14 protein-coding genes are annotated in these 22,337 nt (G+C 63.2%); 2 read left to right on the top strand and 12 right to left on the bottom strand.

The window, feature by feature from the left end; genetic code table 11:
* Positions 1–4: 4 nt before the first annotated feature.
* The 11 genes from ACHAC9_RS21235 to ACHAC9_RS21185 form a co-directional block, all read right to left on the bottom strand.
* Positions 5–361, bottom strand: a complete 357-nt coding sequence (locus ACHAC9_RS21235) for a translation initiation factor Sui1 (RefSeq protein WP_435763166.1) — start codon at positions 359–361, stop codon at positions 5–7.
* A gap of 5 nt (positions 362–366) precedes the next feature.
* Positions 367–3,204 (bottom strand): M16 family metallopeptidase, encoded by a 2,838-nt coding sequence (locus ACHAC9_RS21230; RefSeq protein ID WP_435763164.1) that lies wholly within the window; start codon positions 3,202–3,204, stop codon positions 367–369.
* Between the two features lie 314 nt (positions 3,205–3,518).
* A complete protein-coding gene (locus tag ACHAC9_RS21225; protein ID WP_435763162.1) occupies positions 3,519–4,163 on the bottom strand; it encodes a redoxin domain-containing protein in 645 nt (214 codons plus the stop codon).
* Between the two features lie 61 nt (positions 4,164–4,224).
* Entirely contained in the window at positions 4,225–6,345 is a 2,121-nt protein-coding gene (locus ACHAC9_RS21220; protein WP_435763159.1) for a protein-disulfide reductase DsbD family protein, read from the bottom strand.
* 75 nt (positions 6,346–6,420) lie between these two features.
* Entirely contained in the window at positions 6,421–8,283 is a 1,863-nt protein-coding gene (glk, locus tag ACHAC9_RS21215) for a glucokinase (protein ID WP_435763156.1), read from the bottom strand.
* A gap of 80 nt (positions 8,284–8,363) precedes the next feature.
* Positions 8,364–9,407, bottom strand: a complete 1,044-nt coding sequence (locus tag ACHAC9_RS21210; RefSeq protein ID WP_435763205.1) for an alpha/beta fold hydrolase — start codon at positions 9,405–9,407, stop codon at positions 8,364–8,366.
* Positions 9,408–9,484: 77 nt separating this feature from the next.
* Complete coding sequence (locus ACHAC9_RS21205; RefSeq protein WP_435763154.1) at positions 9,485–10,627, bottom strand: glycerophosphodiester phosphodiesterase; 1,143 nt, start codon at positions 10,625–10,627, stop codon at positions 9,485–9,487.
* Positions 10,627–13,005, bottom strand: a complete 2,379-nt coding sequence (locus ACHAC9_RS21200) for a TonB-dependent receptor (RefSeq protein ID WP_435763152.1) — start codon at positions 13,003–13,005, stop codon at positions 10,627–10,629. The genes ACHAC9_RS21205 and ACHAC9_RS21200 overlap by 1 nt, the downstream gene beginning before the upstream one ends.
* A 113-nt stretch (positions 13,006–13,118) precedes the next feature.
* A complete protein-coding gene (locus tag ACHAC9_RS21195; RefSeq protein ID WP_435763149.1) occupies positions 13,119–14,795 on the bottom strand; it encodes an alpha-amylase family glycosyl hydrolase in 1,677 nt (558 codons plus the stop codon).
* A gap of 20 nt (positions 14,796–14,815) precedes the next feature.
* Positions 14,816–16,447 carry an alpha-D-glucose phosphate-specific phosphoglucomutase gene (locus ACHAC9_RS21190; protein WP_435763147.1) on the bottom strand — a complete coding sequence of 544 codons (1,632 nt, stop codon included), beginning with the start codon at positions 16,445–16,447 and terminating at the stop codon, positions 14,816–14,818.
* 78 nt (positions 16,448–16,525) lie between these two features.
* The gene (locus ACHAC9_RS21185; RefSeq protein ID WP_435763145.1) at positions 16,526–17,848 is read right to left on the bottom strand and encodes an MFS transporter; all 1,323 of its coding nucleotides are present in this window, start codon (positions 17,846–17,848) and stop codon (positions 16,526–16,528) included.
* A gap of 267 nt (positions 17,849–18,115) precedes the next feature.
* Here ACHAC9_RS21185 and ACHAC9_RS21180 point away from each other — a divergent pair, with 267 nt between their 5' ends.
* Positions 18,116–19,402: an MFS transporter gene (locus ACHAC9_RS21180; RefSeq protein ID WP_435763143.1), complete on the top strand. Its 1,287-nt coding sequence runs from the start codon at positions 18,116–18,118 to the stop codon at positions 19,400–19,402.
* A gap of 8 nt (positions 19,403–19,410) precedes the next feature.
* The gene (locus ACHAC9_RS21175) at positions 19,411–20,259 is read left to right on the top strand and encodes an alpha/beta hydrolase (RefSeq protein WP_435763141.1); all 849 of its coding nucleotides are present in this window, start codon (positions 19,411–19,413) and stop codon (positions 20,257–20,259) included.
* A 91-nt stretch (positions 20,260–20,350) separates the two neighbouring features.
* Here ACHAC9_RS21175 and ACHAC9_RS21170 read toward each other — a convergent pair whose 3' ends face one another.
* The gene (locus ACHAC9_RS21170) at positions 20,351–22,186 is read right to left on the bottom strand and encodes a DEAD/DEAH box helicase (RefSeq protein ID WP_435763139.1); all 1,836 of its coding nucleotides are present in this window, start codon (positions 22,184–22,186) and stop codon (positions 20,351–20,353) included.
* Positions 22,187–22,337 lie beyond the last annotated feature (151 nt).

Here is a 22,337-nt window from a genome sequence, read left to right as displayed (position 1 = left end):
TGTTTCAGCCACCAGATCGCTTCAGATCGTAGCCGTTCGCCCTGAGCACTTCCATGACCAGCTCGCAGTGGTCGCCCTGCACCTCAATCACGCCATCCTTCACAGTCCCGCCGGAACCGCATGCCGTGCGTAACTGCTTGCCCAGCAAGGCCAATTGAGCGGCATCGAGCGCGAGTCCCTTGACCAGCGTGACGCTCTTGCCGCCCCGGCCCTTCGTCTGGCGTGACACTCGTACCACACCGTCACCTGCGGCCACGGCCTTGGCCTTGCACACGCACTGCGCGGAGGGCTGACGGCAGTCGGGGCACATGCGTCCGCCATCGGTGGAATAGACCAGACCGCTGTTTACACTATGCTTCATGTCGATTATTTAGCGATCAGTACCGGCTCATCAAAGCCGAGCGCCTTCATCCGCGGCAGCTGGGTTTTCCCGTCGCCGACCACGAGCCAGACCATCTTCGACGGATCAAGGTATTTTTGCGACAAGGCCTGGATCTGCGGCAGCGTCATCGCCTTCACGATCTGCTCGCGCTCCTTGACGTAGTCGGCGCGCCAGCCGTACTTGCTGATGTTATCGAGCATGGCCAGTTTCGCAGCGGAGGTCTCGAAAGCGCGCGCATTACTCTTGACGAGGAAGTTCTTCGTGGTGTCCAGGTCGGCCGCCGAATAGGTCGTGCCGTAGTCCTGCAGGATCTGTTTCACCAGCTGGGTCGACTCGAGCGTGACGTTGCTGCGCACGCCGCTGGCGATGGTGAATGGCCCGGCGCTCTTGCTGCCGGCAAAATTCGAGTTGATCCCGTAGGTGTAGCCCTGCCCTTCGCGCAGTTGCTGGGTCAGGCGTGAAGCGAAACCGCCGCCGCCCAGGATGTAGTTCATCACCGTGGCCGGGTAATAGTCCGGGTCGGTGACCGCCAGCGCCCGGTAGCCCACCTGCAGCACCGATTGCTTCGCATCCGGCACATCGACAAAGTAGACTTTGCCGGGCGCCTGGCCGACTGCGGTTGACACCGCCGGCAGCGTGACGGGTTTGGCCTTCCACTCGCGGTTGAGCCCGGCAAGCGAGCGCGCAACGGCCGCTTTCGGCATGGCGCCGACCACATGCATGCGTGCGTTTGACGGCGACAGGTTGGCACGGTAATACCGCTTCAGGTCGTCGATGGTGATCGCATTGACGGTATCCGACGTGCCAAGGATGTTGCGCGAACGGAGATCGTCCTTCGCATGGATCAGCTTGTTGAAATTGCTGCTGGCCAGCGCATTCGGATCGGCTTCCTGCTGGCGAATCTGGCTCAGCACGCTTTGTTTGATCAGCGCGAATTCCTTCTCGTCCCAGCGCGGCTGCAACAGGATTTCCTGGACCAGGGCCAGGGTGGCGTCGTAATTGCGCGCCAGGGTTGTCACGCTGACCCGTATATCTTCGCTACGTGCCGCTACATTGATCGTCGCGCCCAATTGCAGGATCGCTTCTTCCAGTTCCTGCGGGGTTTTCTGCGCTGTTCCCTGCGTCATCATGCGCGCCATCAGGTTGGCAACGCCTACCTTGTCGATCCGGTCGAGCAACAGGCCGCCATCGATTGCGATATCGAATTGCACCAGCGGCACTTCCCTGTTCTCGATGCCGACCACGCGCATGCCGTTCGACAGCGTGGTGTCCCACACCGCCGGCACCTTGACGGCAGGCGTTGCGCCGTACGCCGGCTCTTTGCTGCGGTCGAATGCGGATGGGGTCTTGGTATAGGCGGCATTCACACTCGCGTCGACCGCAGTTTCCGCGCCCTGCACCACTTTCTCTTCGACGACTTCGGCTTTGGCCGAGCCGGAGAGGGCCAGCGCCAGCTTGCCCTTGGGGACGAAGCTGGTCGCGACGTAGGGTTTGCCCTTGATATAGGTGGCGTACACGCGCCGCACATCGGCAGCCGACACGGCCAGCGTTTTCTTGACGCCCTCCGCGACATAGCCTGGATTGCCGGTCAAATAGTTGTATTCGGCGAGCAGCGCCGATTTGCCGAGCACGCTGGAGACCGAGTTATAGAAACGGGTCTCGAGGCCGGCCTTGATCCGGTTCAGGTCTTTCTCAGGAATGCCTTCCTGTTCGAATTTGGCAAACGCCTGGTCGACCGCGGCGGCCACCTCATCGAGGGGTTTTCCTTCAAATGCACGAATCCTCAGCATGAACTGGCCCGCCAGTTCGGACGTGTTATTCCCGATCTGGACGTTTGGCGCCAGCTTGCTGTCTTCGACCAGGACTTTGTAGAACGGCGCGCGCTTGGTTTGGGACAGGTATTCGGCCAGCACTTCAAGCGCGTAAGCATCCGCGTGCAGGTCTTCGACGGTCGGCCACGCCATATTCAGTTCGGGCAATTTGGCGAAATTGTCTTCGTGGACCAGCTTCACGGTCTGCTTGACTACGCCAGGACGCTTGGCCATGGCGTTGATCGGATCACCGCGCTTGATCTCGGAAAAATACTGCTCGACCCACTTGCGCGCCTGGACCGGATCGAAATCGCCTGCCAGCACCAGGGTGACATTGTTCGGCACGTACCACAGGCGGAAAAACTCCTTGACGTCGTCGAGCTGGGCATTTTGCAGGTCGTCGAGCGAACCGATGACCTGCCAGTTGTACGGATGGTCCGCCGGGTACAGGGCCTTGTTGATGACGTAGTAAGTATGCCCGTACGGCGCGTTGTCCACGCCCTGGCGCTTCTCGTTCTTGACGACCTGTTTTTCCTTTGCCAGCACGGGATCGGTGACGGTGTTGATGAACCAGCCTAGTTTGTCCGCTTCGGCCCAGATCATTTTTTCGAGCGCGTCCTTGGGGACCGTCTGCAGATAATTGGTGCGGTCCTGCGACGTCGACCCGTTGGCGCCAGAGCCGCCGATACGCGCGCTCATCTTGTCGAGGCCACCCTTGCCCAGGTTTTCCGATTCGAGGAACAGCAGATGTTCGAACAGGTGCGCGAAACCGGTGCGCCCGGCTTTCTCACGGGCCGACCCCACATGCGCCGTCAGGTTCACGGCAACGACCGGATCGGAACGGTCGATGTGAAACACCACCTGCAATCCATTCGCCAGCGTGAACTTCTGGAAGTCCACTTTCAGTGCCGCCTTTGGTGCCGGCTGTTTCGGAGTCGCGGCGTGTGTCGGGACCGATACGGTCGATGTCAGGCACGCGGCCAGCAAAAGGGTCGAGGGGAAACGCTTCATGCAATCAGATCCTCAGAATAGGAAGAACAGTCGGTGCGGCACACCTGGGTTCTGGATCATATTGCAGTTTCCTGATTGCTACAACGTGAAAGCAAAAGGCTGGGGTCGGTTGACATTCGGACACAAGCTCAACAATACTTTCATCACTACCCTCGGCCGGGTAGTAGCTGCTTTGAAGAATCCTGGAGGGCTATGGCAGAGGACGTGTCTCAATGTCAGACCTGACCCCAGCTGGAAACGGTCAGCAACGTCAATCAGCCCACCTTTGCAGCGGGCTGATTGACGTTGCTGGTAAAACGAATGACATGTCAGGTTCAGGATTTGTACTTCACGCCGCAACCATAAGGGCGCGTTACAGGCTGCGCAACCTTGTCGCCCTTCACGACCGATTCCAGCGCGGTCTTGAAAAAGGGATCGGCCTTGTCGATATCGGCCACCTTGTTGGACCCGATGCTGTCGATACCGCCCGCATACCGCAATACACCGTTGGCATCGATTACATACATGTGCGGCGTGGTGCGCGCGTCGTAGGATTTTCCAATGTCGCCTTGCGGATCGAGCAAGACCGCGGCGGGTGCAGCACTACGGCTGGCGGTCAATTCATCGGCCCTGACGCCGGCGACATGCCCCTGCTCGCCGGGCGCCGACGAAATCACGCTCAACCACACGGCGCCCGCATCCTTCGCCTGCTTTTGCAGATTCTGCATATTCGACGACTTATAGTGCTTCTGCACGTAAGGACATTCATGATTGGTCCATTCCAGGACAACGACCTTGCCCTTGAAATCAGCCAGCTTGTGTTGCTGACCTTTGCTGTCGACCGCAACAAAGGACGGCGCTGCCTGTCCGATTGTGGGTGCAGCCATTGCTGACGCAGCGCCCAATGTCCAGCTACTGCCCAACAGGGCTGCCGTCAATGCAGTCGTGCGCAGCATGGCGCGGCGTGGAAAACGGTTCATGAAATCCCTCCTGTAAAAGTACATGGTTGAAAAACCGGAAAAACCGGTAAGGCCAATCGAATTACTGCTCCAGCTTGAATGTATCCGTTACGATCGCCTGTGTCAGCACCGGCGGCAAGACCACCGGCTCCTTGCGCGCCGGATAATAGACATAAAACGGCAGACCATCACGCTGAAACGACCGTAGAAATGCCGTGATGGCAGGATCGCGATTGGTCCAGTCGCCCTTCATGTAGAGCACATCGTGATCCTGCATGGACTGCTGCACGGCGGCTGTCGACAAGGTCGTGCGTTCGTTCACCAGGCAGGTGATGCACCAGGCGGCGGTCATGTTGACGAAGACCGGCTTGCCCTCGGCGCGCAGGCTGGCGAGCCGCTCGGCACTATAAGGTTCGGCACGCGTTGCTGTCGGGCCGGACGAGGCCTGCGGTGGCTCGGTGGTGTGCAAGGTGACCATCAGCCCAATCAGCCCGGCAACCCCAAGCAGCGCCACACCGCGTGGCCACCAACTCTTCTTCACGCCTTGCTGGCCCAGGCCCACCAGCCAGCCCACCAGGCCGACGAGTACCATGCCGGCCAGCGCCATGCGCAGACCGGCTTCGCCCGCCTGCTGGGCCAGCACCCACAACAGCCACGCGGCCGTGGCATACATGGGAAAGGCCATGGCCTGGCGCAGCCTGAGCATCCATAGACCGGGTCGCGGCAAGCTTTGCGCGATTGCCGGGACGATTCCGAGTAGCAGGAAAGGCAGTGCCAGACCGACGCCCATCATCGCGAACACAAGGAGGCTGACAAAAGCGGGCGCCACCAGCGCCGAACCGATCGCCGCTCCCATGAAAGGGGCGGTGCAGGGTGTCGCCACCACCACTGCCAGCAAACCCGTGAAGAAGCTGCCGGCGTGCCCCTTGCGCTGCGCAAGCTGTTGGCCGGCGCCGGCGAGGGAAGCACCCACCTCGAATACGCCGGACAGATTCAAGCCGATTGCCAGCATCAACCAGCACATTGCCGCCACGAACAGGGGTGACTGGAACTGAAAGCCCCAGCCGACAGCGTTGCCGCCTGCACGCACTGCCAGCAATGCAATGGCAAGCGCCATGAATGCAGCCAATACGCCCAGCGTGTAAAACACGCCGGACAGACGTACCGCGCGGCGATCGGTGCCGGACATGCCGGCCAATGCCGCGGCCTTGATGGCCAGTACAGGAAACACGCAAGGCATCAGATTCAGGATCAAGCCGCCGAGGAAAGCGAAGGCGGCCATCTGCCACAGGGGCAGGCTGGCGGGAGTTTCAACAGCAGCGGCCGCGGTGGGTGTCAGCGCCAGCGCGAACCAGCGTTTCTGTCCTCCACCGTCCGTAATCGCCAGCAATCCTGCTGATGGCCCCGGTTGGTAGCCCTGACCTTTCGGCAGCGTCAAGCTCAGTCTGCCGTCCTCTACCTCGAGCGCCTGTTTACCGACGTGGTCGACGATACCCCAGCTTTCCGGGAAATACAGGGCCGATTGCACGGATCGTGAAGAAATGCCCTCGCCCTCCACGCGCAGTTGCAGTGTCGATTCGCCAGCAATGACCGAAGCCTTCCAGGGCGGTGATTGCGGCTGCCGGGCATCGGCCAAATCGAACGACGCGCGGATGACAGCGCTTGCCGGGCGCGCACTCGCCGCGACAGGCAAGGCCAATCGGAACTTGCCTTCTTCCGGAATACATTCCTTCTCGCAGACCACCCAATCGGCCTTGGCCTCGATCACCACCTGGCTGCCGGGGCGCGCATTCTGCGGAACGGACAAGGTCATGGGAAAGACAATCTCGTTCTCGTAACCATAGCTGGCAACCGGCCCGATAATGAAACGATCCGGGCCCGGCCAGGCAATCTCGCCGACAGTGACGCCTTCCGGCAAATTGAACTCGATATTGGGCGGCGAACCCGCATCGCCGGGATTTTTCCAATACGTGTGCCAGTGCGGTGCGAGGCGTTGGCGCAGGCCGATGCGCAGTGTCTGCCCCGGGCTGACAGCGGCATGGTCGCTGACCAGCGACACCGTGGCGCGCGGACTCTGCTGGACATTACTTTCTGCAGCAAACGCAAGCGCCGGCATCAGCACGGCCAGCACCAGTGCGATGATGAAACCCCCAAGGCTGGGGTCAGGTCTGACATTCGGACACAAGCTCAACAATAATTTCATTCCTGACCCTCGCCAAGTGCTCGCTGCTTAGGGTAGAGGTCGTGTCCGAATGTCAGACCTGATCCCAGCTTTTTTTTACATATCCAGGTGCGAAATGAGCAGCTTGCGCGCTTCGATATCGCCATCCTGCTCCGCCTGCGCTCCCAGCGAGATCCCGACCGCCATGATGTCGATCAGGAGCAGTTGCAGGATGCGTGAAATCATCGACAGGAAGATCGTACTGTCTTCGGCATGATCGACCGCGAGGCAGACATGCGCCCTTTTCCCCAAGGCCGACTTGCTGCTGGTGATGGCGATCACGCTGGCGCCGACGCGGCGCGCGGCGTCGACTGCCGACAGCAGTTCGGGCGCCTGCCCCGCCGTCGAAATCGCGATCACGACATCGTTCGGTTTGAGCAGTTCGGCGGCCAGCTGGAACAAGTGGGCGTCGCCGTGCGCCGTGGTCGGGATGCGGAAGCGGAAGAATTTATGCTGGCCGTCGAGCGCAACGACGCGCGCGTTGCCCATCGCGTAGAACTCGACCTTGCCGGCATTTTTCAACAGGGCGATCGCGCGGTCGATCGCGTGCACATCGAGCCCGTCGCGGAATTTCAGGATCGCGGAGACCGTGTTGTCGATCACCTTGGCCGACAGGTCATGGGTGCTGTCGCTCATGCGCACCTGGCTGTGGCGCACGGGGATCGAGCCGGTCAGGCTGCCGGCGAATTTCAGCTTGAATTCGGCCAGGCCCTGGAAGCCGAGCGAGCGGCAGAAGCGGATCACGGTCGGCTGGCTGACGTCGGCCAGGCGCGCGATCTCGGCGATCGGCTCGGACAATACCTTGCGTGGATGCTCGAGCACGAGCGTGGCGACACGCTGCTCGGCCGGCGACAGTTCGTGCTGCAGGTGCTGGACGCGCTCCATCAGCGTGTTGGCACCGCTGCGCCCGCGCAGGTGTTCGGACAAAATTGTCGACACGCCGCGCAGGGCAGGGTTCGGCGTCATGATCACATAGGTCGGGATCTGCGCCAGGTAATCGGTAAAGCGCCCTTTCGCTTCGAAGCGCGCCCGGAACGGCGAGGTCGCGAACCACTGGGCAATGCGCGGCACGATGCCGCCGCCAATGAAAATGCCGCCGAAGGCGCCGAGCGTGAGCGCCAGGTTCGCCGCCGCGCCGCCCAGCATGCCGGCGAAGCATTCGAGTACTTCCAGGCAGAGCGCATCCTGGTCGTCGAGCGCGCAGGCGACGATCTCGGCGGCCGTGCGCGGCGGCGCTTGCACGCCGTTGCGTTCAGCCAGCGCGCGGTAGATGAGTTCCATGCCGGGTCCGGACATGATGCGCTCGTTCGACACGTGCGGCCACTCGCGCCATGCGTACTGCAGGATCGCGAACTCGCGCTCGTCGCCCGGTGCGAAATTCACGTGGCCGCCTTCGCTGCCCAGGGTAACAAAACCGTCGGCCGTCGGAATCACGCCCGAGACACCGAGACCGGTGCCGGCGCCGAGTACGCCCGCCACCGCATGCGGCTGGGCCTTGCCGGCGCCGACCTGCAGCACGTCGCTGCTGCCCAAACCCGGCAGCGCCATCGCCAGCGCGGTGAAGTCGTTGACGATGACGAGCGTCGACCAGCCCATCGTGCGGCGCACTTCGTCGGTCGAGAACTGCCAGTCGCGGTTCGTCATGCGCACCATGTCGCCGCTGACCGGATTGGCCATCGCAAAAGCCGCGTGCGTGATGCGCTCGCCCTTCTGCTCGGTGAGCCCGGTGAGGTAGGCGTTCAGCAGCGGGACGATGCCGCTGTAGTCGTCGCAGCGCAGGACCGCCGTCTGGCGGAACACGCCGGGCGCGGTTTCGAGCGTGAAGCGGGCATGGGTGGCGCCGATGTCGGCCAGCAGGCGCGGGCCGTCGGCGTAGGAGGCCCGGCTGGATTTTTGTTCTGTGTCTGGTTCAGTGATCATCGCTGCTTTGCGGCTGGGATACGTCTGTAGCCGCACAGGATAGCATTGTTTGATTGCTACGAAACCAACTGCCGTTCAACTCACTCCTTTTTTGCAGCCGCCGTGCCCAGCCCTTTCAACAAGGCCGCATGAAAAGCTGCGGGATCCTGCATCTGCGGCGCATGTCCCATGTTGGGGAAGGTCACCAGCGTCGCTTTCGGAATCGCCTTTGCCGTCGTTTGCGCCAGTTCCGGATAATTCCCCAGCTTGGGCCGCAGCGCTTCCGGCGCCGCATCCTTGCCGATCGCGGTCGTGTCCTTCAACCCGATCAGCAGCAAGGTCGGCATGGTCAACAGCGGGAACTCGTAGACCACCGGCTGCGTATAGATCATGTCGTACAGCAGCGCCGAATTCCACGCCACGATCTCCTTGCCCGGCCCCCGGTACATCCCGGCCAGCATCTGCACCGGCGGTTCGTATTCCGGCTTCCACTGGTTGACGTAATAGGTCGCTTTCTCGTAGTTGCGGATCCTGTCGGCCGTGGTCTGCAGTTCGCGCTGATACCATTTATCGACGCCGAGCGACGGCACGCCCAGCGCCTTCCAGTCTTCCAGCCCGATCGGGTTGACCAGCACGAGCTGCTCGGTCTGCTGCGGGAACATCAGGCCATAGCGCACGGCCAGCATGCCGCCGGTCGAGTGGCCCATGACCGTGGTCGGCCCCTTCACGCCGATCGCCTCCAATAGCGCGCGCGTGTTCTCGGCCAGCTGCTGGAAGGTGTACTGGTAGTGCTGCGGCTTGCTCGATTTGCAGAAGCCGATCTGGTCGGGCACCACGACGCGGTAACCGGCCTTACTCAGCGCCTTCATGCTCGCGTCCCAGGTCGCGCCGCAGAAGTTCTTGCCATGCAGGAGAACGACGGTGCGGCCATTCGCCTTGCTTTGCGGGGCAATGTCCATGTAGGCCATGTGCAGTTTCACGCCCTGCGAGGTGAAATTGAATTGCTTGACCGGCGCCGGATAGGTGAACCCTTCGAGTTCGGGGCCGTAGGCGGGTTCGTCGGCGGCATGGGCGCCTCCCAGGGAGGCCAGCGACAGAGCAAGGGCTTGCGCAAGGCGGGAAAGACGAACAGGCGTGGCGGGCATCATGGGAGTCTCGAATAGGGGGATGGAGAAAGTCTAGTCGAGATTGGCGATACGCGTTGCTCCGGTGTTGTACCGAATCAGGCGCCGATCGCCCGGCGTGCCAGTGCGGTATCGTCCGAAAACAGGCCGTCGATGCCGGTCTCGAGGTAGCGCCGCATTTCCGCGATCGACCCCGCTTCGTTGCGCGCATTGGGGCCGGCGTCGTCCCGGAAGTCGGCCGCAAGAAAAGCGTTCTCGGGTCGGAAGGTCCAGGCGACGACCTGCAGGCCGGCCCGATGCGCGTCCGCCACCAGCGTGGTCGGCCTGCCCAGGCGCTCGTCGGCCCCGAGCGGGATCACGGCGCGGCTGATCGGCGCGACGACGTCGGCATATGCCGCCATCACGCGCAGGCCGCGCTGCGACACCATCTCGCCATAGGTCAGGCTGCCGCCGGCGAGTGCCACGTCAGCTGGCCGCAGGGCGTCGTTGCGGCCGCCAGCCACCACCAGCTGGGCCAGGCGGATATGGGTGGAGCGGCCCAGCGTTTTTCGCAGCCCCTTCAGGTTCGCCGTTTCGAAGGATTGCACCGTGACCGGCGCACGCCGCGTGTAGGCGTGCGCGTTCAGGGTCGAGACCAGGCGCTCTTCCAGCGCCAGGCCGGCGGCGCCGAACCAGGTCGAATGCTTCAGCTCCGGGGTCAAGCCGATCACGCGTCCGCGTGCTGCCGACTCGGCGGCGACGAAGTCGATCATCTCTTCCAGGCTGACGAGCTGGAATTGCCCGTCGTGGCTGGTGCCGCGCATCTTCGGCAAGCGCTCGGTCGCGCGCAGCGTCTTGAGTTCGGCAAAGGTGAAGTCGGAGACGAACCAGCCCTCGTGTGCCGCGCCGTCGATGGTCTTGCGGGTCTTGCGGCCCGCGAACTCGGCGCGGCTGGCCACATCCGTGGTGTCGGTGATGGCGTTCTCGTGACGCGCAACCAGCACCCCGTCCTTCGTGCAGACGAGGTCAGGTTCGACGAAATCGGCGCCATCGTGGATCGCTTTCGCATACGCCGCCAGCGTGTGCTCGGGATACAGGGCGCTGGCGCCACGGTGCGCGTACACCCCTGGCGCCGCCTTCGGGTCGAGACGCGTCACTGATCCTGCCCGCGCCAGATCGGGCAAGGCGGCCAGCGCAAGGCTTGTCCCCAGGCCGCGCAGCAGCAGGCGGCGCGCCGGCCTAGTGGGGATCGGCAGTAGCATCAGATGTCCGCCTTCAGCGTGAAGAAGCCCATGCGCGGCGGGATCGGGTAAGTCGCGTAGCTGCCGCTCGCCTGGCCGACGTTCGGCTGCAACACGCCCTTGCGGTCGGCCAGGTTGGTCATGTTCACGCTCCAGCGCATGTTTTTCAGGAAGCCCGTCGAAAACGGTACTTTACCCGAGACGTTCAGGCCGAGCAGGAAGTAGCTCGGCACATCGAGGTCGTTGGTATAAGTCGCGTAGCGCCGGCCGACGAAGTCGCCCGCCAGCGCGAACTCGAGGTCGGCGCCCGGCTTGAAAGTGGCGACGAACTTGTTCATCCACTTCGGCGTATTCGGCACGGTCTTGCCCGCGGTCGGAACGACGGTGGTGCCGGACAGGTAGCTGTCCTGGTAGGTGGAACGGTTGTAGGAGACGGCATCGTAGAACGTGAACGCGCGCCCGAAGTGCAAGGTGCCGCCGATATCGACGCCGTCGGTCTTGACGCTGCCAACGTTCGACAGGATCGTGGTGCCGCCGGCGAACGAGGTGATGATCGGGTTCGAGCTGATCGCCAGCTGGCGGTCGCTGAAGTTTACGTGGTACAGCGTCACCTGGCCGTCGAAGGCGGTCAAGGCCCCCATGTCGAGTGCGCGCGAATCGCGCAGGCCCAGTTCATAGGTCACCGAGGTTTCCGGTTTCGCAGTCGCCTTGAAGTAGTCGAAGGCCGGCTGCGACGACAGGCTCCACGGCGAATTGCCGCCACCGCCGTAGGTCACGAACTGGCGCATGTTCTTCTGGATGTTGGCAAACAGCTGGTCCGTGCTGGAGATGTCCCAGCGCGCGCCGACCTGGGGCAGGAACCATTTTTTGGTCGTGATCTTCCCTTCCGGCAGGCCTTGCGAGCCGCCGCTGAGCGCAGCCGGCAGCTGCTGCACCGGGAACACGCCTTCGGCGAATTGCAGGCTCGATTTGAAGCCGCCCTGCAGCGTCAGGTCCGGGCGCAGCTTCCATTCGTCCTGCAGGTGGAACTGGACGACCTTGTTGTCGATGTCGCTGCCGTACTGCGTGATGAGGGGGTTCGATGGACGCTGGTAGGGCGTGCTCGGGTTGTTGACGTCGAGCGCGTACCAGCGGCGGTAGGCGCCCGAGTTGTTATGCTCGAACCAGAGGCCCGTCTGGATGCGGTGCGCACCGAAGTCCCAGCGCAATGTGGACATTGCACCCTGCCGGTTGATCTTGTACTCGGTGGTGCGGGTCGCATAGCCGGAATTGCCGAACACCGTCTTGAGGTCCTGGTTCGGATAGTAGACCCGGAACAGCGCCGGCAGGCCGGCCTGGTTGATCGGCCCCGCGACCACGCCGACGCCGTCGTTGTGGTGGAAGTAGTACTGGTTGGTCCAGGTGAGGTCGTCAGTCAGGAACGCGTCGTACTTCACGTAGGCCAGTTTATCGGTGCGCTGGGCGTCGCTGTAGTAGTTGCGGAAGTTCGCGCCGACAGCAGCCGGCGGCGCGCCGCTGCGGTCGAGGTAAGCCAGCGCGGCGGCGAAGTCCGGATACAGGAAGGGGCGCGTATAGGGCGAATTCAGGCCGGCCTGGTGCAGGCTCGAATCCTCGTTCGGCTCGATCTTGTCGGACCAGTCGGCAAAGATGGTCAGCTTGCCCTTCTCTCCCTGATGGACGAACTTGGCGTTGACCTGGTCGTTGCTCTGGCGGCCGTTGAAATCCCAGGCCTTGGCTTCGTGGTGCAGGCCCGAGATGTAAAAGCTGCTGCCGCCCCCCAGGTTTCCTGAATCGAAGCGCACGAAGCTGCGGCTGGCCTTGTGGCTGCCGACGGTCTGCTGCAGGCTGACGTTGCGCCGTCCCAGCGGGTCGCTCGAATAGGTCTCGATCGTGCCGCCCAGGTTGCTGGTCGACGGCGTGCCCAGGTCGCCGGCGCCGGTCGAGAGCACGACGCTGCGTACGTTCTCGCTGGTGACGGCGCGCTGCGGCGCCAGGCCGTTGTAGTTGCCGTACTGCTGATCGCCGAGCGGCACGCCATCCATCGTGTAGCCGAGCTGCTGGCCGTTAAAGCCGTGCACGAACAGCGACAGGTTCTGCTCGTTGTTCCCCCATGGGTCCGCTGTCTGGAAGCTCACGCCGGGCAGCGCCTGCAAGGCCTTGAGCGGATTCACGCCGGGCATCACCTTCTGGATCTCGGTGCCGGTCATGGCTACCGAGGAGCGGGTCTTGCGGGTCGAGATCTCGACCGTGGCAACGGCGCCTGCCGGCGTCGTGTCCTGGACCGCGGGCATCTCGTCCACCGGGGCGGCGTGGGCCAGCGAGACGCACAGGGCGGAAGCGGCAATGGCGATCAGGGAGGGGCGCAGGATGGCGCGGTCGGACGGCGAGGTGACATTCATCGGGCAGGCTCGGTCGGTGGAGGTGACCGAAAGAGTAAGCTTGCCAGATGACTAAGCGATGACGTTCCTGTGACCGTTCGATGACGGGCGGGCGTACGCCCGCATCCCTGCCCTCACTCCTGCCCGATCAGCACCACCGAATTGCGCGCATCGAACTGCACCTTGCCCCCCTTGACGACCGCCGTCTTCCCCGAATACCAGTCACGCACGGTCTGGCCATCCATGAACACCCCCGACACCAGCACGGCGGTCGGCTTGTCCAGCGGCAGACCCAGCGCCACCACGACGCGATCAGTCACATCGCCCTTCTCCCAGGTGCGTTTAAACGTGTACGGATAGTGCTGGATCATGCGGTGCACGCCGGCGCCGACCGCGGGATGGGCCTGGCGGAAGCGCCCGAGCTTGGCCCAGTGCTCGCGTACATCGGCCACGCGGTTCAGGCCACGTTGGGCGTTCGAGGCCAGCTCGTCCCAGTTCATGAAGGAGCGCAGCGTGGCGTCGCCCTCGGCGCCCTCGATCTTCAACAGGCGCGCGGTCTCGTCGCCGTAATAGATCTGCGCCGCGCCGGGCGCGAGCAGCAGTTTATTGGCCGTCTCGTAGGGACGCTGGCGCAGCGGGTCGTAGGGCTCGCCATCGTCGTGCGAGCTGAGGTAGTTCAGGACCGAAGTGCCCTTCATTGGGCCTTGCAGCGCCTGCGAATACGCACTGAACAGTTTTTCATAGCTTTCCACTGCATCGGTCTTCATCGCAAAGTTGATCATGCTGTCGAAGCCCTGCGCCGGATAGTCGACCGTCAAGCCGCCCAGGTCGAAGGCACGGGCGTGATGGATGCCATAGTTGTACACCTCGGCCGTCATGTAGAAGGGCGTATCGCCCAGTTTCTTCGATGGATTGGCCTTCTTCCAGTCCTCGAAGGCGCTGCTCGCGACCTTTTTCAGGTCCTTCCACACGCCAGGCTCGGTGTGCTTGACGGTGTCGGCACGGAAACCGTCGATGCCGTACTTGCGCACCCAGTCGGCATGCCATTTCGCCAGGTAGTAGCGCGGTGCGCGCGGGTAGCCGGTGCGCTTGAAGAAGGCGTCGAGCTCTTTGACTTCACGCTCGTAACGGCCCTCTTTCTTCCACTTGGACGCCAGGCCTGGCGGCAGCGCCACGGGCTTGTCGCTGTCGGTGCGGATGTCCGGCAGGTTTTTCACCAGCGTGCACTCGATCGTGGTGCGCGCGTCCTTGTAGGTGCAGGTCGGCCCTAGTCGTACCCAGTCCGCCGGCCAGACCGGGTCGGCGTCGGTGACCGGACCGGTATGGTTCAGCACCACGTCGAACAGCACGCGCAGGCCGTTCGCGTGCGCCGTATCGACCAGCGTGCGCAGCTCTTCCTCGGTGCCGAGGTTCGCGTCAATCGCCGTAAAATCGCGTGCCCAATAGCCGTGGAAGCCATAGCTCTTGCCGGTCCCCTCGTCGGTGCCGGCGTGGATCTGCTCGACGGGCGGCGTGATCCACAGCGCGGTCACGCCCAGCTCCCTGAAATAACCTTCCTTGATTTTCGCCGTGATGCCGGCAAAGTCGCCCCCCATGAAGCCGCGTAGCTTGGCCGCGTCATCCATGCGGCCATAGGCATGGTCATTGTCCGGATTGCCGTTATTAAAACGGTCCGTCAGTAGGAAGTAGACGGTCGCGTTCTCCCAGACAAACGGTTTTACGGGCGCCGCCCAGGGTGCGGGGGCAGCGGCCGCCGCATTGACTGCACCGAAGGCGAACATCAGGGAGACGGCAAGTGCGGGTAATTTCATGGGGTTCCTGTCAAGGTGAATCAGGTGACAACGCTCGGCTGCTGGCGGCCGGTGCGCTGGCGCAGTTCGGACACGCTCTCTGCGATCGCGACCAGGCTTGACAAGGCTTCCTGCGTGTCGAGATGGTGGCGCGCCGGGTCGGCTTCGTAGCGTTCGAGATAAAGACGGACGGTGGCGCCTTCGGTGCCGGTGCCCGAGAGGCGGAATACGATGCGCGAACCGTCGGTCATGATGATGCGTACGCCTTGGCGCGAGGCGACGGAGTGATCGACCGGATCTGTATAGACGAAATCGTCGCCAAGGGCCACGCGGTACTCGCCCAGGGTCTGGCCGGCGAGCGTCGGGAGCTTGTCGCGCAAGGCCGTCATCGTGGCGTCGGCGGCAAGCGCGTCGACGGCTTCGTAATCGTGGCGCGAATAGTAGTTGCGCCCGAAGCGCGCCCAGTGCTCGCTCACCAACTGCTCGACCGATTTGCCGCTGGCGGCCAGCATGTTCAGCCAGAACAGCACCGCCCACAGGCCATCCTTTTCGCGCACATGGCTTGAACCGGTGCCGTAGCTCTCTTCGCCACAGAGCGTCACCATGCCGGCATCCATCAGGTTGCCGAAGTACTTCCAGCCGGTCGGGGTCTCGTAGCAGGCGATGCCGAGCGCTTCGGCCACGCGGTCGGCAGCCATCGAAGTAGGCATGGAACGGGCGATGCCCTTGATGCCGGCCGCGTAGCCGGGCGCCAGCGTCGCGTTCGCGGCGATGATGGCCAAGCTGTCGGAAGGCGTGACCGCGATGCCGCGCCCGACGATCATGTTACGGTCGCCGTCGCCGTCCGAGGCCGCGCCGAAGTCCGGTGCATCCGGGCCGTTCATGAGGGCGATCAGTTCGGCGGCATTGACCGGGTTCGGGTCCGGATGGTGGCCGCCGAAGTCTTCCAGCGGTTCGCCGTTGATCACGGTGCCGCCAGGTGCTCCCAGCACGCCTTCGATGATCGCCTTGGCATACGGGCCGGAGACGGCGCCCATGCCGTCGAATTTCATCCTGAATCCGCGCCCGAACAGCGCGCGGATGGCGTCGAAGTCGAACAGGCGTCCCATCAGTTCGGCGTAATCAAGCACCGGGTCGATGACTTCGACCTGCATGCCATCGAGTGTGGTCGTCCCAATCTCATCGAGATTGACCGGCGGCGCATCGCTGATGCGGTACGAAGACAGCGCTTGCGTCCTGGCGAAGATTGCCTCGGTGATTTTTTCAGGCGCCGGTCCGCCGTTTTCGATGTTGTACTTGATGCCGAAGTCGCCGTCCGGGCCGCCGGGATTGTGGCTGGCCGAGAGCACGATGCCGCCAAACGCGCCATGCTTGCGGATCACGCAGCTGACCGCCGGCGTCGACAGGATGCCGCCCTGCCCTACCAGCATGCGCGCCACGCCATGGGCGGCGGCCATGTGCAGGATCGTCTGGATCGCGTCGCGGTTGAAATAGCGGCCGTCGCCGCCCAGCACCACAGTGCGCCCGTTGCAATCGCCCAGGCTCAGGAAAATCGCTTCGACAAAATTCTCGAGGTAGCCCGGTTGCTGGAACTCGGTCACCTTCTTGCGCAGGCCCGAGGTACCCGGGCGCTGGCCGGCAAATGGCGTCGTTGCCACGGTCTGAATCGTCATGCTTCGCTCCTGAGTGAATGCGTTCGTTAGTTGATAAAACGTTACGATACGACAGGGGTGAAAAGCATGGCGCAGGGTTTAGTTCCGTGCCTTGTCGGTGACGGCGAGGGTCAATACGGCAGCAAGCAGCATGCAGCCGCCGCCCAAGGCCAGCGTTTGCACGGTATGGCCATTGAAGAATTCGCGCGTGACGAAGCCGAGCAGCAGGCCGCTGACGATCTGCGGGATCACCACGAAGAAGTTAAACAGGCCCATGAAGTAGCCCATGCGCTTGGCCGGCAAGGCGCCCGCCAGGATCGCGTACGGCATCGTCAGGATGCTGGCCCAGGCGATGCCGACGCCGACCATTGGCAGCATCAGCATTTCTTTGCTATCGATGAAGACGATGCTGGCCAGGCTGATGCCGCCGATCGCCAGGCAGGTGGCATGCACGGTCTTGCGGCTGGTGGCGCGGGCAAAGATCGGCAGGATGAAGGCGGCCAGTGCCGACACGCCGCTGTAGACGGCGAACATGATGCCGACCCAGTTGCCGGCGTCCTGGAAGGCAGCCGACTGGGCGTCGCGGGTGCCGTATACCGAATCGGCGATCGCGCTGCCCGTATAAATCCACATCGCAAACAGGGCGATCCAGGTGAAGAACTGGACAAAGGCCAGCTGCACCATCGTCTTCGGCATTTTGGCAAAACCGCCGAGGATTTCAGTGAACGCGACGCCGAATCGGCGTGCATTCGCGCGCTCGCGGTTGAACGCTTCCATATCCGGCGGCGGCAGTTCGTCGGCCGTGAACACGGTCCAGCTGACGGCGCCCATGAACACCAGCGCGCCGGCATAGAACGAATAGCGCACGGTGTCGGGAATGAGCCCGTCGACAGGCACGTTCGACACACCAAGCGCCGTGAAAATGGTCGGCAGGAGCGAGGCGATCACCGCACCGCAGCCGATGAAGAAAGTCTGCATCGCATAGCCCGCGGTCTGCTGCGAGACATCGAGCTTGTCGCCCACAAAGGCACGGAACGGCTCCATCGAGACGTTGATCGCGGCATCCATCATCCACAGCACGGCGACCGCCATCCACAGCGCCGTCGAATTGGGCATCAGGAACAGCGAGATCATGGCGAGGAATGCGCCGATAAAGAAGAACGGACGGCGGCGTCCCCACTTCGGGTGCCAGGTGTTGTCGGAGAGGTAGCCGACGATCGGCTGCACCAGCAGGCCCGTGACCGGCGCGGCGAGCCAGAACAGCGCCAGGTCATCGGGATTCGCCCCGAGGGTCGAGAAGATGCGGCTGGTGTTCGCGTTCTGCAGCGCGAAGCCGAACTGGATGCCGAAGAAACCGAAGCTCATGTTCCACAACTGCCAGAACGACAGGCGCGGTTTGAGCGCCTTGGTATGCATGTCCATCTGTGTCCCCAATGGCCCGGCATCGAACCGGGCTCTGTGTATGTGGCGAACGCGCCACGTGCCGCCGTCGATACTGCGCTGCTTGCGAAGGGTCGAGAAAGTGGCTGGGGAGCGTCCCCGTCCGAAGGCCATGAGGACGGGCGATTTGTAGCAAAATAACATGGCGTTTTCCGAGTGTCAATTCGAATAATGCGTAGTAAAATCGCCACGCGCGCCAGGTTCACGGCGGGCTTTGTAGTCAAATAACACAACAACACGGAGACAACCATGCTCGACATGCAGCGCCGGCTGAGCAATTCCTTTTATGCCGTGGCCAGCTTGCCGGCCACGGCCATGGGCTTCGCCCTGTGTATCCAGATTTCGGCGCTCAGCTGGCTGCTGAGCACCAAGTACCACCTCGACATCCACGAGATCGGCATCGTCTGGGCGGCCGGTCCGCTGGCCGGTATCCTCGGCCAGGTGATCATCGGCTTCATCAGCGACAAGACCTGGTTCTGGGGCGGACGGCGGCGGCCATTTATTTTGATCGGCGGCGTGCTGGCGGCACTGTCCGTGTTCCTGCTGCCGCGCATTGAGGTTGTCGCCGACCTGCTCGGTATCGGCAACCTGCTGGTCGTCGCCGTGATCATCGCGCTGACGCTCGACCTGTCGATCAACATCGGTTTCAACCCGACGCGCTCCATCATTGCCGACGTGACCCCGGACGGCGAGGCGCGCACGCGCGGCTATACATGGATGCAGACCATCTCCGGCTTCTGGGGCGTGATGGCTTACCTCATCGGCGCCTTCATCGATAACTACACGCTGATCTCGGTTGGCGTGGTGCTGGTGCTGGTGTTCTCGATCCTGCCGACCCTGCTGATCGAAGAACCGCGCGAGCTGGCGCCTTCCACGCAGGGGGTCATTGCCGCTAGCGCTACCGACTGGGGCCAGTTGTGGCGCCTGTGGACGGCGCACGCCTTTACCTGGTTCGGGGTGCAGGCGATGTTCGTGTATATCATTTCGTTCATCCAGCAGCATGTGGTGGCGCCCGGCGCGACGGTCGAGCAGGCGGCGGCGCAGTCGGGTCATGTGATTGCGATCTCGTTCGCGGTGATGAACGTGGTCGGCTTCCTGCTGCCGGCGCTGGTGCTCGCGCCCCTCGTCACCCGCTTCGGCCGCGTGCGCACCCAAGCGGCCTGCATCGGCATCATGGCGCTGGCTTACTTCGCGATCGCCCTGTTCGCGCGCTCGCCCGGCGCCTTGTATGTGCTCATGGGTGTGGTCGGCATCGGCTGGGCGGCAGTGGTCAGCCTGCCGTTCGCGATCATGAGCGAGAAGGTCGACAAAAGCCGCATGGGTTATTTCATGGGCTTGTTCAACCTGTCGGTGGTGCTGCCGCAGCTGGCCACGACCGTGGTCGGCTTCGTCTTGACCACGACGCCGGACAAGCGTGTCCTGTTCCTGATTTGTGGCGGCTGCCTGGCGGTGTCGAGCGTGTTGTGGCTGCTGGTACGCGAAAACAAGACCATGCCGGCCGTCCTGCCCACGCTCGCCGCATCACACTCATCATGACATCTTTTATGCGACCAATTCGCACCTCCTTCGTTCTTCTGGCCGCGCTGCTGGCCGCACCTGCAATCGGCGCCGACATCGCGCCAAGCACGAAACCCTCGACCGCCCTGCCCGGGGTGCGCCTGCTGCCCGAGCTGCTCGAGATGCCAGGCCTGGACCGCAAGCGCCAGGTGCGCCTGTACCTGCCGCCGGGTTACGCCACCTCGAACAAGCGCTATCCGGTGCTGTACATGCACGACGCGCAGAACCTGTTCGATGACGCCACCGCCTTCGCCGGCGAGTGGAAGGTCGACGAAACGCTGGACGCGCTCAGTAAAGAAGGCAAGCTCGAACTGATCGTGGTCGGCATCGACAACGGTGCCGCTCAACGCATCACGGAGCTGAACGCCTGGGACAACACCCGCTTCGGGCAAGCCGAGGGACGCCAATATACGGACTTCATCGTCAAGACCTTAAAGCCACTCATCGACAGCAACTACCGCACCCTGCCCGGCCGGCTCCATACGGCGATCATGGGCAGCTCGATGGGGGGGCTGGCGTCGCACTACGCGATCGCGCAGTACCCGCAAGTGTTCAGCAAGGCCGGCGTGTTTTCGCCTGCGTACTGGACGGCCGCGCCCTCGTTCGATTTCATGGCGAATCACCCGCTGCCGAAGGATGCGCGGGTCTACCTGCTGATGGGAGAGAAGGAAGGCGAATCGATGGTGCCGGATGTGGAGCGCATGGCGGGCGTGGTGCGCAAGAGCGGCTATCCGGCGGATGCGACGGTGCTGAAGATCGTGCCGGGGGCGCAGCACAACGAGCAGTTCTGGCGCAGCCAATTGCGCGAGGCGCTGTTGTGGATGTTTGCGAACTAAGCCGAGGCTGCAGCCTACAAGTAAAAACGGGGAACCAGTCCACCGGACTGGTTCCCCGCTCCTCACCTGATTACGGCGCAAGCCGCAACCATCAAGCCTTCGGCTTCGCCTTCTTGAAAGGCGGCTTGTCCGACTTGAACCCCGGCTTCTCGCCCACGCGGCGATCGCCGCCTGCAAACGCCTTCTTGCCGGGTGCTGCTGCCTTCTTCGGCGCCGGCGTTTCGCCGTCGCGCGTGATATTGAGCTGCTGGCCTGCCACCCACACCGTTTTCAGGTGATCGATCAGGTCAGGCGGCAGGTCGGCCGGCAGGTCGAGCGTGGAAAAATCGTCGTAGATTTCGATGCGGCCGATGTGCTTGGCGTCGATGTTGGCTTCGTTGGCGATCGCGCCGACGATGTTGCCCGGCTTGACGCCATTCGCGTGGCCGACTTCGATGCGGAAAGTCGCCATGCCTTCGTCCGGTGCGCGGGCGACACGCTCCTTCTTGAAGCCGGCATCGCGCGGTGTGCGGGGACCGTCGTCACGCGGCGCACGCGGCAGGCGCTCGACGAAATCGGTGCGCGCCGGGCGCTCTTCCCAGGCGCCTGCCTTCGGCTCGCGGTCCTGCTTTTCCAGCAGCAGCGGCACGTCGCCGCGACCGAGTTTGGCCAGCGCGGCGGCGATGTCGACTGCCGGGATGTTCTGTTCCTGCTCGAATTCTTCGATCAGCGCACGGAACTGCTCCAGCCCGCCGGCGGCCAGGGTTTCCGTGATCTGCTCCTTGAACTTCGCGATGCGCACGTCGTTCACGGCCTTGATGGTCGGCAGCGTCAGCTGCGAGACCGTCTGGCGCGTGGCGCGTTCGATGGCTTTGAGCAGGCTGCGCTCGCGCGGCGTGATGAACAGGATTGCGTCGCCGCTGCGGCCCGCGCGGCCGGTACGGCCGATGCGGTGGGTATAGCTTTCCGGGTCCGACGGCACGTCGTAGTTGATGACGTGGCTGATGCGCTCGACGTCAAGGCCGCGCGCGGCGACGTCGGTGGCGACCAGGATGTCGATTTTGCCGCTTTTCAGCTGCTCGATGGTGCGTTCGCGCGCCTGCTGGGCCATGTCGCCGTTGATGGCGACGGCGGCGAAACCGCGCGCCTGCAGCTTGGTCGCCAGCTCTTCGGTGCCGAGCTTGGTACGGGCGAAGATGATCATGCCGTCGAACGGTTCCGCTTCGAGGATGCGCGTGAGCGCTTCAAGCTTCTGCATGCCCGACACCAGCCAGTAGCGCTGGGTGATGTTGTCGGCGGTGCCGGTCTTGGCGGCGACCGTCACTTCGGCCGGGTCGCGCAGGTAGGTTTTGGCGATGCGCTTGATCGCCGGCGGCATGGTGGCCGAGAACAGCGCGATCTGGCGCTCTGCCGGAATCTGCTTCAGGATCTGCTCGACATCGTCGATGAAACCCATGCGCAGCATTTCGTCGGCTTCGTCCAGCACCAGGGTTTTCAGCTGCGACAGGTCGAGCGAACCCTTTTGCATGTGGTCGATCACGCGCCCCGGGGTGCCGACAATGACTTGCACGCCGCGGCGCAATGCCTGCAGCTGCGGGCCGTAGCTCTGTCCGCCATAGATCGGCAGGACAGCGAAGTTCTTCATGTGGGCGGCGTAGCTCTGGAAGGCTTCGGCGACCTGGATCGCCAGTTCGCGCGTCGGCGCCAGCACCAGCGCCTGGGGCGCCGATTGCTTGGTGTCGATACGCGAGAGAACCGGCAGCGCGAATGCGGCGGTCTTGCCGGTGCCCGTTTGCGCCTGTCCCAGCACGTCGCGGCCTTCCATCAGCAGCGGAATGGTGGCAGCCTGGATCGGCGACGGTGCTTCGTAGCCGACGTCCTTGAGTGCCTTCAAAATAGGCGCAGAGAGGTTCAGGTCGGAAAACGTTGGGAGTGGGGTGTCAGACATGGATGAGTTGCTCTTAAGTTAATACGAAACCGACAGTTTACACTGTCGCCCGCGTGGACGTGGGGCGATTGCCGACACGTCACGAGTTTTGCAATAGAAAAAGCCCTTGCAGGCAACGAAGCCTGCAAGGGCCGGGTGCGGCAGGGGACTG

The organism is Massilia sp. CMS3.1, assembly GCF_051262535.1.
GTDB lineage: Bacteria > Pseudomonadota > Gammaproteobacteria > Burkholderiales > Burkholderiaceae_D > Telluria.
Note: the sequence above shows the minus strand (reverse complement) of the source record. Positions and strands in the feature narration are given on the sequence as shown.

Excerpts from the sequence above, each read along its gene's own strand:
- ACHAC9_RS21235 (WP_435763166.1), bottom strand. The coding sequence starts at position 361 with ATGAAGCATAGTGTAAACAGCGGTCTGGTCTATTCCACCGATGGCGGA.
- ACHAC9_RS21230 (WP_435763164.1), bottom strand. The coding sequence starts at position 3,204 with ATGAAGCGTTTCCCCTCGACCCTTTTGCTGGCCGCGTGCCTGACATCG.
- ACHAC9_RS21225 (WP_435763162.1), bottom strand. The coding sequence starts at position 4,163 with ATGAACCGTTTTCCACGCCGCGCCATGCTGCGCACGACTGCATTGACG.
- ACHAC9_RS21220 (WP_435763159.1), bottom strand. The coding sequence starts at position 6,345 with ATGAAATTATTGTTGAGCTTGTGTCCGAATGTCAGACCTGACCCCAGC.
- glk (WP_435763156.1), bottom strand. The coding sequence starts at position 8,283 with ATGATCACTGAACCAGACACAGAACAAAAATCCAGCCGGGCCTCCTAC.
- ACHAC9_RS21210 (WP_435763205.1), bottom strand. The coding sequence starts at position 9,407 with ATGCCCGCCACGCCTGTTCGTCTTTCCCGCCTTGCGCAAGCCCTTGCT.
- ACHAC9_RS21205 (WP_435763154.1), bottom strand. The coding sequence starts at position 10,627 with ATGCTACTGCCGATCCCCACTAGGCCGGCGCGCCGCCTGCTGCTGCGC.
- ACHAC9_RS21200 (WP_435763152.1), bottom strand. The coding sequence starts at position 13,005 with ATGAATGTCACCTCGCCGTCCGACCGCGCCATCCTGCGCCCCTCCCTG.
- ACHAC9_RS21195 (WP_435763149.1), bottom strand. The coding sequence starts at position 14,795 with ATGAAATTACCCGCACTTGCCGTCTCCCTGATGTTCGCCTTCGGTGCA.
- ACHAC9_RS21190 (WP_435763147.1), bottom strand. The coding sequence starts at position 16,447 with ATGACGATTCAGACCGTGGCAACGACGCCATTTGCCGGCCAGCGCCCG.
- ACHAC9_RS21185 (WP_435763145.1), bottom strand. The coding sequence starts at position 17,848 with ATGGACATGCATACCAAGGCGCTCAAACCGCGCCTGTCGTTCTGGCAG.
- ACHAC9_RS21180 (WP_435763143.1), top strand. The coding sequence starts at position 18,116 with ATGCTCGACATGCAGCGCCGGCTGAGCAATTCCTTTTATGCCGTGGCC.
- ACHAC9_RS21175 (WP_435763141.1), top strand. The coding sequence starts at position 19,411 with ATGCGACCAATTCGCACCTCCTTCGTTCTTCTGGCCGCGCTGCTGGCC.
- ACHAC9_RS21170 (WP_435763139.1), bottom strand. The coding sequence starts at position 22,186 with ATGTCTGACACCCCACTCCCAACGTTTTCCGACCTGAACCTCTCTGCG.